The organism is Agrobacterium vaccinii, assembly GCF_021310995.1.
Taxonomy (GTDB): domain Bacteria; phylum Pseudomonadota; class Alphaproteobacteria; order Rhizobiales; family Rhizobiaceae; genus Agrobacterium; species Agrobacterium vaccinii.
On record NZ_CP054150.1, the window covers coordinates 3,108,038 to 3,122,227 of the forward strand.

Genomic DNA, 14,190 nt, shown 5'->3' on the forward strand with positions numbered 1-14,190 from the left:
GTGGAAAGCGAAACATTCGATATCATCGATGGGTGGAAATCCACCCATCGCAATAGAGGCAAAGATTCAGGGCAGGTTTTTCAGGTCTTCATCAACCAGGCCATGTTTCGTCAGCGCGTGCTTTTGCATTTTTTCATAAAGCGTCTTGCGCGATATTCCGAGCGTCTCGTAGACAGCTTTGAGATTGCCTTTGTGGAGCGCAATCGCTCGTGCCAGAACGGATTTTTCGAACTCCGCGACTTTGTCCGAGAGACTTGCAGCATTTTCGGATGCCGTTTGCGCCCCATCGGCGGCACTGCCATCCAGCCCCAGAACCAGCCTGTCTGCGGCATTTCGCAGTTCCCGCACATTGCCGGGCCATTCCTGCATGGCAAGCGTGGAGACGATGTCTGAGGGTACGTCGAGATCATCCCGGCCATAGCGCGCCGCCGCCTCGCGCACCAATTGGAGGAAAAGAAGCGGGATATCGGAGCGACGCTGCGCAAGCGATGGCACATGCACCGTTGCGACATTCAGCCGGTAAAGCAAATCCTGCCGAAAGCGGCCCGCCAGCGCCTCTTGCGCCAGATCAGCCTTGCTGGTCGCGATAAAGCGCACATCGAGCTCCACGGTCTCGTTTGAGCCAAGGCGGGTGATCGTACGCTCTTGTAGCACCCGCAACAGCTTGCCTTGCATATCAAAGGGCATCGAGCCGATTTCATCCAGTAGCACCGTGCCACCGCGGGCGTGTTCGAATTTGCCGTAACGCGGGCGCAGCGCACCGGGAAAAGCGCCCGCCTCGTGGCCGAACAATTCGCTTTCGATGAGATGCTGCGGCAGAGCCGCACAATTGATGGCGACGAAGGGCTTGTCGGCCCGGGCGCTGACATCGTGAAGCGCACGCGCGACCACTTCCTTTCCGGCACCGGTGTCGCCGATGATCAGCGTATCGGCATCTGCCGCACCAATCGCGCGGATGCGATAGCGCAGATCGACCATGACCTGCGTGCGGCCCGGCAGGCGTGTTTCCAGATCGTCACGCTTACCCGCCACAGCACGCAGGCGGCGGTTTTCCAGCACCAGCGAGCGCCGGTCTATGGCGCGCTTGATGATGCCTGCGAGATACTGAACGCTGAACGGCTTTTCGATGAAGTCATAGGCGCCGTTTCGCATGGCGCTGACGGCAAGCTGGACATCGCCATGGCCGGTGACCAGAATGACAGGGATTTCCGCATCCAGCTCGCGCACCTTTTGCAAAAGCGTCATGCCGTCCATGCCGGGCATTCTGATGTCGCTGACGATGACACCATCGAAGCTGTAGCCGATCAGTTCGAAGACATGATCGGCATTGTCGACGGTGACGACGTCAAGACCGGCCAGCTCCAGCGCCTGCGCGGTGGAAAGTCGAAGGTCTTCTTCATCGTCGATCAGCAGCACACGGGAAGAGGTCATTCAGCCGCAATCTCCATCGGCGCTTCCGCATCCAGTTCGATATCGAACCGGGCTCCGCCCTCCGGCAGGTTGGTCACACTCAAGCGCCCGCCGAAATCCTTGACGATGTTGTAGGAGATGGACAGCCCAAGGCCCAACCCCTTGCCGACGCCCTTGGTGGAAAAGAACGGATCGAAGATCCGCTCCATGATGGCGGGTGGCACGCCGGGGCCGCGGTCACGGATGGAGAGGATGACTTTGTCACCCTCGTGCCGAGCCGTCAGGTGGATGCGGCGGTCGCTCAGGCCTTCCACGGCGTCGGCTGCATTGGAAATGATGTTGACCAGAACCTGCTGAAGCCTAATAGGCCCGGCCTTCACCAGAAGAGGTGAGGGCCCGAAATTGACATCCAACACGGCGTCTGCCGCCTTCAGCCGCGCATTGACGATCTCCAGCGTATCATTGACCACTGCGTCCAGCGGCACCGGGCCGAGCTTCTCGTTGGGCTTTCGTGCAAAATTGCGAAGATGCTTGCCGATCGCCGCCATCCGATCAATCAGGACCGAGATGCGATTGAGGTTGTTGGTCGCTTCCTCGACCCGCCCTCGCTCGATCAGCAGGGCAGCACTTTCGGCATAGGTCTTGGCCGCAGCCAGCGGCTGGTTGAATTCGTGAGAAAGAGCCGCCGACATTTGCCCAAGCGCGGCCAGCTTTCCAGCCTGGATCAAATCCTTTTGGGTCTTGCGCAGGCGTTTTTCCGTCTGCCGCCGTTCGGCTATCTCGTGCTTGATATCCTGATTGACCCGGGCGAGGTCCGCGGTGCGCTCTTCGACGCGTCGTTCCAGTTCGGCCTGGGCTTCTGCCTGATGGATCAGTCGGTCACGCAAGCGCTTGCGTCGTTGCAACATGGCAGCAACCAGCGCACCGGCAAGGCACAGGCAGAGCGCAATCGCAATCATGGTGGTCTTGGCCTGCGTCCGCACCGATCCCGTGTCCATGAGCACATTAACCGTCCAACCGGCATCGGGCATTGGCTGGGATAGTAAGATATATTCCCGGTCCTGTTCACCTTCGCGGATCGTCATCAGATCATGCGCGCCGAAGGTGCTGAGCGTCTGCGCAAGCTGGGTCAGGTTGGCATCGGCATAACGCCTCGAACCCTCAGTCCTTGCAATCCTATCCGGCGTCAACGGCTGTATGGCGGAATAAAGCCATTCCGGTGTGCCCGTCATGAAAATGATTCCCTCAGGATCGTTCACGAAGATGCGGTTTTCACCATTGCCGAAGGATGCTTCGATGCCTTCGATATCGACCTTGAAGACAATCACACCCTTGATCTGCGCATTGAACAGGATGGGCGAGGCAAAGTAATAGCCACGTTTATGCGAGGTGGTGCCAAGCGCGAAGAACTTTGATTGCTGGCCTTTGGCAGCATCCTGAAAATAGGGGCGGTAGCTGAAATTCTGGCCAACGAAGCTCGCCGGTCCATCATAATTGCTGGCGGCAATCGTCTCGCCATCCAGCGTCATGATGTAGATGTCGGATGATTTAAGGAGGTCGTTGATCGATTTCAGGTAGATGTTGGCGCGAAGGCGCAGAGCCTGATCGTCAGGATGGGCGACGAGCTCTTCGATATCGTCGTGATCCGCCATCAGCGCAGGCAGCGGCTCATAGCGGCTGAGATGCCCACCGAGTGCAGACACCGCCAGCCGCAATGTCGTTCCGCCTTGGGCCGCCACCTCGTTGAAATAGCTTTCGGCGATCAGATCGCTTCCCTTGGTCAGGGCGACGCCACCCAGACCGAGGCAGACAAGCACAATGCCGACCCAGCGATATCTCACGGCTCTAACCCCTCCCCATGACAGATCTCTTTAAAAGTCTGCCCTCCGACCCTCCGTCATCCCGGACTTGATCCGGGATCCAGTTCGATCAAGTCTTTGATCGAAGAAGACTCTTTCGCACCGCAGACGCGGCGCTGCTGGATTCCGGCTCAGGGCCGGAATGACGGAAAGCGAAATTTTCGCTCTCCAGCTTAAAGTGTAAGGGGAGGGGCCACAATTTCCAAGGGGGATCGGCAGGCTTCAGCCAAAAACAAAAAAGCCGACCCAAAGGCCGGCTTATTCGTCAATCAAAGAATGCGCTAAAAATTATGCGCTTTCTTTCGGTGTCAGAACCTGACGGCCACGGTACATGCCTGTCTTCAGGTCGATGTGGTGTGGGCGGCGAAGTTCGCCGGAGTTCTTGTCTTCAACGTAGGTTGCGGACTTCAGGCCATCGGCCGAACGACGCATGCCGCGCTTGGACGGGCTTGTTTTTCTCTTTGGTACTGCCATTTGTGTAACTCCACTTGAGCGGCGAAACACGGGAACCAGCCAGGACCAAGGCCGAATGTCACATGTTTCTTTATTGGAAATTTGGCGCGCTTATACATGCCTCCCAGGGCTTTGACCAGCCCCGGCGTCGATTTTTTCAAGAATGTCCGAATCACGGAAAAGGGTTTCGCGCGAAAGCTTTTGACATTGACTATCAAACAGGGTCGAAAACGATCAATTCCTCAAAGTGATTCATATCGCTGAATTCACAGAATGCTGGCGGGCGCATTTCCAGAACCGGAACGGTGGATCGCAAGTCTTCAAGGCATTCATCCAGCATCTTTTGCCAGCGGGGCAAGGCCTCTGGCTCGAACCAGCGCATGATATAGGCAAAGGTGATGTGAAATTCGTAGGTATCATGGTCCGGATGGCGATAGCCGAACGCTTCGGCAAATGCGTCGCGCCATTCGGCAACGATCCGGTCATCCTCAGCCGTTGCACCTTTCAATGTAAGGCCAAGCGGTGATAGCCGGATAGCCTGCATCTTGAAGGCTGGAAGCTGTGGAAACCTCTGGAGTTTTTCCAGATAGAAATCCGTCATCTGTTCAATGGATGAATCGCTGGGCATTTCCTTCGGCCAAAAGGGCCAGGTGCGGCGATACTCAATAATGCCTTGGAAGACCGTCATATGCAGGCTGGAGATGGGTGTGAAGGCCAGATGGCTGTCGGCCTCCGGCGTGTCGAAAAGCCGCTGGCGGGCTCTGATGATCGCCTGTTGCGTGCGCGATCCGTCTGCCAGATGGCAGACGACGGTGTTTCCCGGTTCAGGCAGAAACACGCCGCTCAGATCAAAGCGAGTTCCGAGGTGACGCGGCAGTGCCTCATTGCTGGTGGCGGAGAAGCGGGCGAGTCTGGGTGAAACGAACGGCACATGCATGGTGCGAAGGCTCCCTTAAGCAAGGTAGCCTCCTACTCCTGGCACACGACACTTCAATGACACGACAGCGTCAATGTGCTTCATCCCAGTTAGCGGCTGCACGGGCATCGACCTTGAGCGGCACCTTCATGTCGATGGCGGGCATGGCTGCATTTTCCATGATCGAAACGACGACCGGCAGGGTTTTGTCGATCTCGGCTTCTTCCACCTCGAAGATCAGTTCGTCGTGAACCTGCAACAGCATACGGGCCGATAGTTTGGCCTGGTCGAGTGCCGGTTCGATGCGGATCATGGCGCGGCGGATGATATCGGCTGCTGAACCCTGGATCGGGGCGTTGATCGCGGCGCGTTCGTTGAAAGCCCGGACTGAGGGGTTGGACGATTTGATTTCAGGGTAATTGATCCGGCGCCCGAAGATGGTTTCGACGTAACCCTTTTCGCGCGCAAATGTCTTGGTGTTTTCCATGTAGTCGCGAATGCCGGGGAAGCGTTCGAAATACTTCTTGATGTATTCCCCTGCCTCGGATCGCCCGATGCTCAGCTGGTTGGCAAGGCCGAAGGAGGAAATGCCGTAGATGATACCGAAGTTGATCGCCTTGGCCCGGCGACGGACTTCCGACGGCATGCCTTCAACCGGCACGCCGAACATTTCAGACGCCGTCATGGCGTGAATGTCGATGCCGTTCTCGAATGCATTTCTCAACTGCGGAATGTCAGCGACATGGGCCAGCACACGCAGTTCGATCTGGCTGTAGTCTGCCGACAGAAGCTTGTTGCCCGGCGTTGAAATGAACGCCGTACGGATCTTGCGGCCTTCCGCTGTGCGGACCGGAATATTCTGCAAATTCGGTTCAGACGAAGACAGACGTCCCGTCGTCGTGGACGCCAGCGAATAGGAGGTGTGAACCCGCCTGGTCTCCGGGTGAATGTAACCGGGCAGCGCGTCGGTATAGGTGGATTTCAGCTTGGTCAGCTGACGCCAGTCCACGATCTTGCGAGGGAGTTCTGCGCCTTCTGCGGCCAGATCTTCCAGAACCTGTGCAGAGGTGGACCACTGGCCAGTCTTGGTTTTCGACCCTCCCGGTAGCCCCATCCTGCCGAACAGGATATCGCCCAGTTGCTTGGGTGAACCGATATTGAATTTCTCGCCAGCGAGTTCGTAGATGTCCTCTTCAAAGGCGGCGGCTTTTTGCGCCAGTTCACCCGACAGACGCGACAGGATTTGACGGTCGACGGTGATGCCGCGCTCTTCCATACGGGCCAGCACCGGCAATAGCGGGCGCTCCAGCCGCTCATAGACGGATGTCAACCGGTCAGCTACGAGGCGAGGCTTCAAGACCATCCACAGGCGCAGTGTCACGTCGGCATCTTCGGCTGCGTAGGCTGTGGCTTTGTCGATATCGACAAAATCGAATGTCACGCCGGATTTGCCGGAACCCGCAACGTCCTTGTAGGCAATCGGCGTATGGCCGAGCCAGCGCTCGGACAGCGCGTCCATGCCATGCAGGCCCTTGCCGGCCTCAAGCACGTAAGACAGCAGCATGGTGTCATCGAAGCTTTCGATAACGATCCCGTGGCGCTTCATCAGCAGGTAATCATACTTCAGGTTTTGCGCGACCTTGAGAATGGCAGGGTCTTCGAGAAGCGTCTTCAGCCGGCCCAACGCGTCTGCCGACGGTATCTGGTCGGGTGCGAGTTTTATTCCGTCACTGAACAGATCGCCGCCCGAGCCTGTCTTGTGGGCAATCGGGACATAGGCGGCAATGATATCGGTGCCGCTGGCGTCCTTGCCATTATCGGCAAGCGCCAGGGAAAAGCCAACCAGTTCCGCCTGCATCGGATCGAGCGATGTCGTTTCCGTATCGAAAGCGACGACACCGGTTTCACGGGCCATGGCCAGCCAGCGGTCCAGTTCTTCGATGGTGCGGATTGTCTGATACGAGGTGATATCGATTTTCGCTGCGGAGAAGACAGCTTCTCGCGAAGACGACAGGTCGGCAGGTGTCTCGCCTTCAACCTTGGACGCAATTGCCGATGCTTCGGCGATGGAAGTCTCATCGAGCGGGATCGCAGCATCGCCCGTCCCAGTGGCAGCAACACCTTCCAAATCCGGCCCGTGGGCCTGCGCACCGCGCTCTACGGGGACATTGGCTGCCTCGATGACGGCGGCGTCCGCGCCCGTGGTTTCCGCGACGCGGCGGGTTAGCGTCGTAAACTCCATGGCTTTCAGGAAGGCGATCAGCTTGGGACCATCCTGCGGCTCCAGCGTCAGCGCATCCAGCGGAAGTTCCAGAGGAACGTCCGTGCGCAACGCCACGAGCTGGCGCGACAGGCGCGCAAGTTCGGCATTTGCGATGATGTTTTCACGACGCTTCTGCTGCTTGATCTCGTCAGCGCGCAGAAGCAAGGTGTCGAGATCGCCGTATTCTTCGAGGAGCTGCGCGGCAGTCTTTGGCCCGATGCCGGGAATGCCGGGAACGTTATCGGTGGAATCGCCCGTCATGGCTTGCAGGTCGATCATCTTTTCTGGCGCAACGCCCCATTTTTCGATGACGTCCGGCACGCCGATCTGCTTGTCCTTCATCGCGTCGTACATATGCACATTGGGCGTGACGAGCTGCATCAAGTCCTTGTCGGACGAGATGATCGTTACGTCGGCGCCGATTGCTTCGGCCTGCCGGGCATAGGTCGCGATGATGTCGTCGGCCTCGAAACCCTCGGTCTCGATGCAGGGCAGGTTGAAGGCGCGGGTCGCATGGCGGATCAGGCCGAATTGCGGAATGAGATCTTCCGGCGGGGCAGAGCGGTTGGCCTTGTAGAGATCGTAAAGCTCGTTGCGGAATGTTTTCGAGGAATAATCGAAAATCACCGCAAAATGCGTGGGCGTCACGCCGACATCGGTATTGCGCGCATCCTTCAGAAGCTTCCACAACATGTTGCAGAAACCGGAGACGGCGTTGACGGGCAATCCATCCGATTTGCGGTTGAGCGCGGGGATGGCATGGAACGCTCGGAAGATGAAGCCGGAGCCGTCTACGAGGAAGAGATGATCGCCTGTTTTCATGGGAAGCATGGATAGCGCGGGCCATGATTGACGTCCAGATAAAGTTCGCCCGAGCCACAGGCAACCCACTGTTTCGAGACGGCGGAACGGCGGCTCTCATTCTCACCAGAACGTTACAAATTTGTAATCCGGGCTTCCCTTGAAAAGCCGCATTTGGAGCCTCATTTCTTGGAGGACGGCGACTGATCACGCCGTAGTCTGATTGCAGGCATGTCCCCCGCCGCGTCAGACCGGACAAAGGCCTATCCCCCCTCTCCGGGCCTTTGTCCTTCAATGTAAACGCCATGGCCGTCCCCTCCCGGCCATGGCGTTTTTTTATGGTCGATCATCGCAATCGGCTTGAAGCACATGCTCCACGAAAGCCTGCATATCTAGATAGCATGATATGCAATGCGGCACCGTGCTGCGCCTTCAGGATCGAGACATGCGTTTTTCACGAAACGACTCAGCGACATATCTTGCTGCGCAACTGGCAAAGACCTTTTCGAAGGCACTGAACAAGCGCGCCGCTGCCCTTGGCTTTTCCCCGGGTCAGTTCCCCGTCTTGCTGGAATTGTGGAATGAAGACGGCTTGACGCAGCGCCAGTTGCTCGACCGCGTGGAAGTGGAGCAGGCCACGCTTGCCAATACACTCGCACGCATGGAGCGCGATGGCCTCATCGAGCGCAAGCAGCACCCGCGAGACCGACGCGCGCAGATCATCGAATTGACGGAGCGGGGCAGGGAACTAGAGCAGCAAGCGATTTCTGCCTCGAAATCGACAGATGACGCCATTCTTGCCGGGCTCCTGCGGTTCGAGAGGCAGCTCCTTCTGGAATATATGGGTCGCGCCATCGACGCTGCAAAAGCACCAAACCTCGAAGCGTGAAATGATTTTCCGGCTCGAAACCGGTGCCGCTTTGCTCTATCTTGACACGATCTTCGCATGACAGGATCGCGTAATGACAGATATTTCCCCCGTTCTCTCGGCGGTTGACGACAATCTCAAGGCCAGCCTCGACAGACTTTTCGAACTCGTCCGCGTCAAGTCGATCTCGACTGACCCGGCCTACAAGGCCGAATGCCGCAAGGCTGCCGAATGGCTGGTCCGTGATCTCTCGACAATCGGCTTCACGGCCTCGATACGCGATACCGCAGGGCATCCCATGGTCGTTGCCCATCATGACGGCGCCAGCGCTGACGCCCCCCACGTGCTGTTTTACGGACACTATGATGTCCAGCCTGTTGATCCCATCGCTCTGTGGGACAACGAACCCTTCGACCCGGCACTGAAGGACATCGGTGGCGGTCGTCAGGTCATCACCGGACGTGGCACATCCGACGACAAGGGACAGTTGATGACCTTCGTCGAGGCCTGCCGCGCCTACAAACAGGTGCATGGCTCCCTGCCGCTTCGCATCACCATTTTGTTCGAAGGCGAAGAGGAATCCGGCTCGCCGTCGCTGAAGCCTTTCCTCGATGCCAATTCCGATGAGTTGAAGGCAGACTACGCTTTGGTGTGCGACACCAGCATGTGGGACCGCGAGACGCCTGCCATCGCTGCTGCGCTCCGCGGCCTCGTCGGTGAGGAAATCGTCATCACAGCCGCAGACCGCGATCTCCATTCCGGTCTCTTCGGCGGTGCTGCCGCCAATCCCATTCATATCTTGAGCGGAATTCTGGCTGGCCTTCACGACGAAACCGGAAAGGTGACATTGCCGGGCTTCTACGATGGTGTCGAAGAAACGCCGTCCAACATCAAGGCTTCCTGGGACAGTCTGGGTCGCACCGCCGAGAGCTTTCTGGGTGAGGTCGGTCTTTCCGTACCATCCGGCGAAAAGGGACGCTCTGTTCTGGAGTTGACCTGGGCGCGGCCAACCGCCGAAGTCAATGGCATCACCGGCGGCTATACCGGCGAAGGTTTCAAGACGGTCATCGCCGCCAAGGCTTCCGCCAAGGTCTCCTTCCGTCTCGTCGGCAAGCAGGACCCCGCAGCTATTCGTGAAAGCTTCCGGTCCTATGTTCGCTCGAAAATTCCAGCGGATTGCTCGGTCGAGTTTCACGAACACGGTGGCTCGCCCGCCATCCAGCTCTCCTATGATTCGCCCGCGCTGACGAAGGCAAAGAGCGCGTTGTCGGATGAATGGGCAAAGCAGGCTGTGGTGATCGGCATGGGTGGCTCGATCCCGATCGTCGGAGATTTCCAAAATCTGCTCGGAATGGATTCGCTGATGATCGGCTTCGGGCTGACGGATGATCGCATCCATTCGCCGAATGAAAAATACGATCTGCAATCCTTCCACAAGGGCATTCGCTCCTGGGTCAGGATTTTGCAGGCGCTGAGCGTCAAATAACAAAATGGCGCCACCTGATTGACGGGTGGCGCCATTGCTCATGAGACGAAGTCTCTGAAAAGCAAAAAGGCCGGGCAAGCCCGACCTTTCCTACCGTTTCAGCTTCAGTGCCAGTACATCCGTGGTCAAAGTGCATAAAACGGTCTGGTGTCTCAGCACGGCGCCAGCAAAGTTGCTGTCGCTCGCGTCTTCCGAAACATGTTTGCGCTGCTTTGGTTAATCTTTGGTTAACGCATAAACTGCAAACGCGTGGTAGTGTTACCAAATCGGAAGTTACTGAAACACCGCTGCACCCTATATTGGGAGACGACATGGCGATTACAAGGCCATGTTCTCAAATTTTAGCGATGGATCATCTTAGGTGCTCAAGAGAATCCAGAAAAAGAAAAAGGCCGGGAAGACCCGGCCTTAAACCTATGCGTCTCATCGGCGAACCGACGGAAGCTTAATTAGGCAGCAACGATGCTGTCGGCAGACATCTTGCCGGAACGACGGTCCTGAACCAGTTCGTAGGTGATCTTCTGACCATCCTTGAGGCCGTTCAGGCCAGCGCGTTCAACAGCAGAGATGTGTACGAACACGTCCTGTGCGCCGTCGTCAGGCTGAATGAAGCCGTAGCCCTTGGTTGCGTTGAACCACTTTACTGTACCAGTCGCCATAACGATGTTCCTTCCGTTGGCAAATTACGTTTGCACCGAAATTCAGTGCGGGTGTTCTCGAATTTGAAGGAAAGATCGTCGTATGCGTCTATGAAACGCCGAAGCTCTGGTCGTCAAACAAATATCGATGGCAAAACACCTAGGATGGAGCCGCGGAGAAGTCAAGTTTGTTTGATGAAGAACGAATGCGGAAGGCTTGATTTTTCTGTCCGTTCCGCGTGCAAAAACAAGCGTGACTTTGTTCTAATGCGGGAGATCAGGGGAACGCAGAAAGCAAAAACCCGGCGCGGGAGGAGGTGCGCCGGGTTCTTGAAACTGACTGACAACTGGGAGGAGGAGTGTTGCCAGTCCAAATCGGGCGACGCTGGGAGGAGGAGTGCGTCGCTTCGATGATTTGAAGATACAACAATTCTCCATGAAAAACAGACCCTACATTGCAGCGCAGCATTGCAAATTTTGCATAGCTAGGGCCGATATGCTTGCTCTCTTTGTGGTCTGCGCCTAAAGATTACGCATGAGCCTTGATTCAGTCCGAGAATATTTCGCCATCCACGCGCCTGATACCGCTATTTTGATCACCGAAGCGAGTTCGGCCACGGTCGAGCTTGCTGCTCAAGCCCACGACGTTGATGCCGACCAGATTGCCAAGACGATCTGCCTGCGAGCGGGCGACACCGTTCTCCTCGTTGTCACTGCCGGGACAAAGCGACTGGACAACCGAAAATTCAGAGATCGCTTCAGTGCAAAGCCACGAATGCTGGGCGCTGACGAAGTGGTTGCCGCAACAAGCCACCCGGTCGGTGGCGTGTGTCCCTTCGGCTTGCCGTCACCGCTGCCCGTTTACTGCGATATTTCACTGAAAGCCTACGCTGAGGTCGTGCCTGCTGCCGGGGCTACCAATGCAGCGGTTCGCATCGCGCCTGATCGTCTGGTTGAATTGACGGGCGCAGAGTGGGTAGACGTCTGCCAGTGACGGCAACGTGAAGCCGCACGTCCCTTAACCCCACCTTAAATCGCCGCATTTAAGCTCCATCGGGATGAAACGGCGATCAGGAGCCGCTGAGCGCCCTCGAATATCATGGAGCGATTTCCCGCAGATGGCAGGTAATGGCAAGTCACGCCAGCGCGTAGAACCTTCTTTTGGGGATTTTCACGAGTCCGGTGATGACCTGCGTCTTGACGAGACAGACCGTATCAACGGCACCAAGACGGGTGGCAAAAAAGCATCCGGCTTCGATTCTCCCAAGCAGCCCAAACGTGAGAAATCCAAACCACAGCGACCAACCCGTCAAACGCGTGCGGCAAGCGGCGGCGGCATTACGGGCTTTATCCGCTCCTGCCTCTATTGGTGTATCGTTCTTGGAATATGGGGCGGGATAGCTGTTGCAGGCATCGTCTTCTATTACGGTGCGCGCATGCCGAGCGCGAGCACGTGGTCGATACCCGAGCGTCCGCCAAACCTGAAAATCGTTGCCGTCGACGGCTCTGTTCTTGCCAATCGTGGCACGACGGGCGGTGAGGCGCTTTCGCTGGAGGACATGTCGCCCTATCTGCCGCAGGCCGTCATGGCGATCGAAGACAGGCGTTTCTATTCCCATTTTGGTATCGATCCGCTCGGTCTTGCCCGCGCCATCGTCACCAATGTCGTCAGCGGTCGCACGGTCCAGGGCGGCTCGACACTGACCCAGCAGTTGGCGAAGAACCTGTTCCTGTCTCCCGATCGGACGATGGAGCGGAAAATTCAGGAAGTCCTGCTCTCTTTCTGGCTGGAGCAGAAATACACAAAAGACCAGATCCTCGCCATGTACCTCAACCGCGTCTATTTCGGCTCGAATGCCTATGGCGTAGAGGCGGCGTCGCGGCGATATTTCAACAAGTCGGCGCGTGACGTCAATCTGGGCGAGGCCGCACTTCTGGCGGGATTGCTGAAGGCTCCGTCGAGACTGTCTCCTGCCCGTGATCCGCAGGCAGCCGAAGAGCGGGCGCAGGTCGTCTTGCAGTCGATGCGCGACGTCGGCTTCATCACCGAAGACGAAATCAAGACCGCCATGTCCCAGCCCCCAACCAAGGCCAAGCGCTTCTGGTCTGGTGCGGAACATTACGCCGCCGACATGGTGCTGGACGAAGTCCGGATGCTGGTGGGCGATGTGAAGCAGGATCTGGTTGTCGACACCACGATCGATCTCGATCTGGAAAAAGAAGCCGAGAAGGCGCTTTCCGATGTCTTGAAGAGTGAAGGCAAGAAACTGGGCGCTTCACAGGCAGCGCTCGCCTCCATCGATGGCACCGGCGCAATCCGCGCTGTGGTGGGTGGAGCGGATTACGCGCAGAGCCAGTTCAACCGCGCATCCAGAGCCAAACGGCAGCCGGGCTCGGCCTTCAAGCCTTTCGTTTATATCGCGGCCCTAGAAAACGGCCTGACTCCAAATTCCATCCGCAACGACGCGCCCGTCAAGATCGGCAAATGGACGCCGGAGAATTACGACCAGAAATATCGCGGTGAGGTGACGCTTGCCACGGCGCTGGCGAACTCGTTGAACACGATCGCGGCGCAGCTCGTCATGGAAGTGGGCCCGGATCGGGTGGCGCAGGTGGCGCATCGCATGGGTATCGAATCCGATCTGCAAGCCAATGCCTCGATTGCGCTCGGCACATCCGAAGTGTCGCTTCTCGAACTCACCTCTGCCTATGCGCCGATGATGAATGGCGGCTTCAAGGCGACGCCGCATATCGTCAAGCGAATCACCGATGCCGATGGCAAGGTTCTCTACGAGAACAAATACGACAATCCGCCCCGTGTTCTGAGCGAAGGTGTCGCGGCCACCATGAACGGCATGCTGACCGGCGTCATCAATGAAGGGACCGGCAAGGCTGCGCGTCTCAAGGGTTGGCAGGCCGCGGGCAAGTCAGGCACCACGCAGTCCTTCAGGGACGCCTTGTTCGTTGGTTATACCAGCACGCTGACGACAGGCGTCTGGTTCGGCAATGACGATGGTACATCCATGAAAAAAGTGACGGGTGGTGGTTTGCCGGCAAAGGCGTGGAAAGAATTTATGACAGCCGCCCATTCCGGTCTTACACCGTCACCGCTGTTCGGTCTCGGGGCCTATGGTGCGCCGGAAATGGGTCAGCCTGCCACCGAAGCGCCCGGCGCTCCACCACAGACGATTGGCGATCTCATTTCAAATGCGCTGGGCGGCGGGTCGGCACCCGTGCCGGAGGATTATCCAGCAGCACCCGTGGGACGCGATCAGCAGACCGCATCGACCCCCGACTACCCACCTGCGGATTACCCGCACCAGCAATTCCCGCAGCAAGGGTATGGCGGTGGACCTGTTCCACCAGCCGACATTGGCGGTGCACCGCAACAGCGGCAGGCTGCGCCGAAACAGACGACCCTGTTCGACATTCTGATGGGAAATTGAGGAAAAGGGCGCATCATCCAAACGACAGTGTGTTGTCGCTGAACAGCAAA

10 protein-coding genes are annotated in these 14,190 nt (G+C 57.6%); 4 read left to right on the forward strand and 6 right to left on the reverse strand.

The features are described 5' to 3' along the window. Window positions 1–66 precede the first annotated feature (66 nt). From HRR99_RS15030 to polA, 5 genes are all read right to left on the reverse strand, one after another. On the reverse strand, window positions 67–1,431 hold the full coding sequence (locus HRR99_RS15030; protein WP_233122290.1) for a sigma-54-dependent transcriptional regulator: 1,365 nt from the start codon (window positions 1,429–1,431) through the stop codon (window positions 67–69). Further along, window positions 1,428–3,251: a sensor histidine kinase gene (locus tag HRR99_RS15035; protein WP_233122291.1), complete on the reverse strand. Its 1,824-nt coding sequence runs from the start codon at window positions 3,249–3,251 to the stop codon at window positions 1,428–1,430. Before HRR99_RS15035 ends, HRR99_RS15030 begins: the two co-directional genes overlap by 4 nt. 306 nt (window positions 3,252–3,557) lie before the next feature. After that, window positions 3,558–3,743, reverse strand: coding sequence for a 50S ribosomal protein L32 (gene rpmF / locus HRR99_RS15040; RefSeq protein WP_003507205.1), 186 nt, complete (start codon window positions 3,741–3,743; stop codon window positions 3,558–3,560). A gap of 193 nt (window positions 3,744–3,936) precedes the next feature. Then, window positions 3,937–4,659 (reverse strand): DUF1868 domain-containing protein, encoded by a 723-nt coding sequence (locus tag HRR99_RS15045; RefSeq protein ID WP_233122292.1) that lies wholly within the window; start codon window positions 4,657–4,659, stop codon window positions 3,937–3,939. A gap of 70 nt (window positions 4,660–4,729) precedes the next feature. After that, entirely contained in the window at window positions 4,730–7,723 is a 2,994-nt protein-coding gene (gene polA, locus HRR99_RS15050) for a DNA polymerase I (protein ID WP_233122293.1), read from the reverse strand. Between the two features lie 424 nt (window positions 7,724–8,147). Here polA and HRR99_RS15055 point away from each other — a divergent pair, with 424 nt between their 5' ends. Continuing rightward, entirely contained in the window at window positions 8,148–8,591 is a 444-nt protein-coding gene (locus tag HRR99_RS15055) for a MarR family winged helix-turn-helix transcriptional regulator (RefSeq protein ID WP_111840243.1), read from the forward strand. 73 nt (window positions 8,592–8,664) lie between these two features. Next, window positions 8,665–10,056, forward strand: a complete 1,392-nt coding sequence (locus HRR99_RS15060) for a M20/M25/M40 family metallo-hydrolase (RefSeq protein WP_111840156.1) — start codon at window positions 8,665–8,667, stop codon at window positions 10,054–10,056. A gap of 449 nt (window positions 10,057–10,505) precedes the next feature. Here HRR99_RS15060 and HRR99_RS15065 read toward each other — a convergent pair whose 3' ends face one another. Then, complete coding sequence (locus HRR99_RS15065) at window positions 10,506–10,715, reverse strand: cold-shock protein (RefSeq protein WP_045230211.1); 210 nt, start codon at window positions 10,713–10,715, stop codon at window positions 10,506–10,508. A 514-nt stretch (window positions 10,716–11,229) separates the two neighbouring features. Between HRR99_RS15065 and HRR99_RS15070 the strand changes: the two genes are divergently transcribed. Together HRR99_RS15070 and HRR99_RS15075 are read left to right on the forward strand one after the other, a co-directional pair. Further along, a complete protein-coding gene (locus tag HRR99_RS15070) occupies window positions 11,230–11,688 on the forward strand; it encodes a YbaK/EbsC family protein (protein ID WP_233122294.1) in 459 nt (152 codons plus the stop codon). Window positions 11,689–11,812: 124 nt separating this feature from the next. Next, window positions 11,813–14,140 carry a transglycosylase domain-containing protein gene (locus tag HRR99_RS15075; protein ID WP_233122295.1) on the forward strand — a complete coding sequence of 776 codons (2,328 nt, stop codon included), beginning with the start codon at window positions 11,813–11,815 and terminating at the stop codon, window positions 14,138–14,140. Window positions 14,141–14,190: the final 50 nt, after the last annotated feature.

Coding starts and splice junctions, on each gene's coding strand:
- HRR99_RS15030 (WP_233122290.1), bottom strand. CDS start 1,431: ATGACCTCTTCCCGTGTGCTGCTGATCGACGATGAAGAAGACCTTCGA.
- rpmF (WP_003507205.1), bottom strand. CDS start 3,743: ATGGCAGTACCAAAGAGAAAAACAAGCCCGTCCAAGCGCGGCATGCGT.
- HRR99_RS15045 (WP_233122292.1), bottom strand. CDS start 4,659: ATGCATGTGCCGTTCGTTTCACCCAGACTCGCCCGCTTCTCCGCCACC.
- polA (WP_233122293.1), bottom strand. CDS start 7,723: ATGAAAACAGGCGATCATCTCTTCCTCGTAGACGGCTCCGGCTTCATC.
- HRR99_RS15055 (WP_111840243.1), top strand. CDS start 8,148: ATGCGTTTTTCACGAAACGACTCAGCGACATATCTTGCTGCGCAACTG.
- HRR99_RS15060 (WP_111840156.1), top strand. CDS start 8,665: ATGACAGATATTTCCCCCGTTCTCTCGGCGGTTGACGACAATCTCAAG.
- HRR99_RS15065 (WP_045230211.1), bottom strand. CDS start 10,715: ATGGCGACTGGTACAGTAAAGTGGTTCAACGCAACCAAGGGCTACGGC.
- HRR99_RS15070 (WP_233122294.1), top strand. CDS start 11,230: ATGAGCCTTGATTCAGTCCGAGAATATTTCGCCATCCACGCGCCTGAT.
- HRR99_RS15075 (WP_233122295.1), top strand. CDS start 11,813: ATGGCAGGTAATGGCAAGTCACGCCAGCGCGTAGAACCTTCTTTTGGG.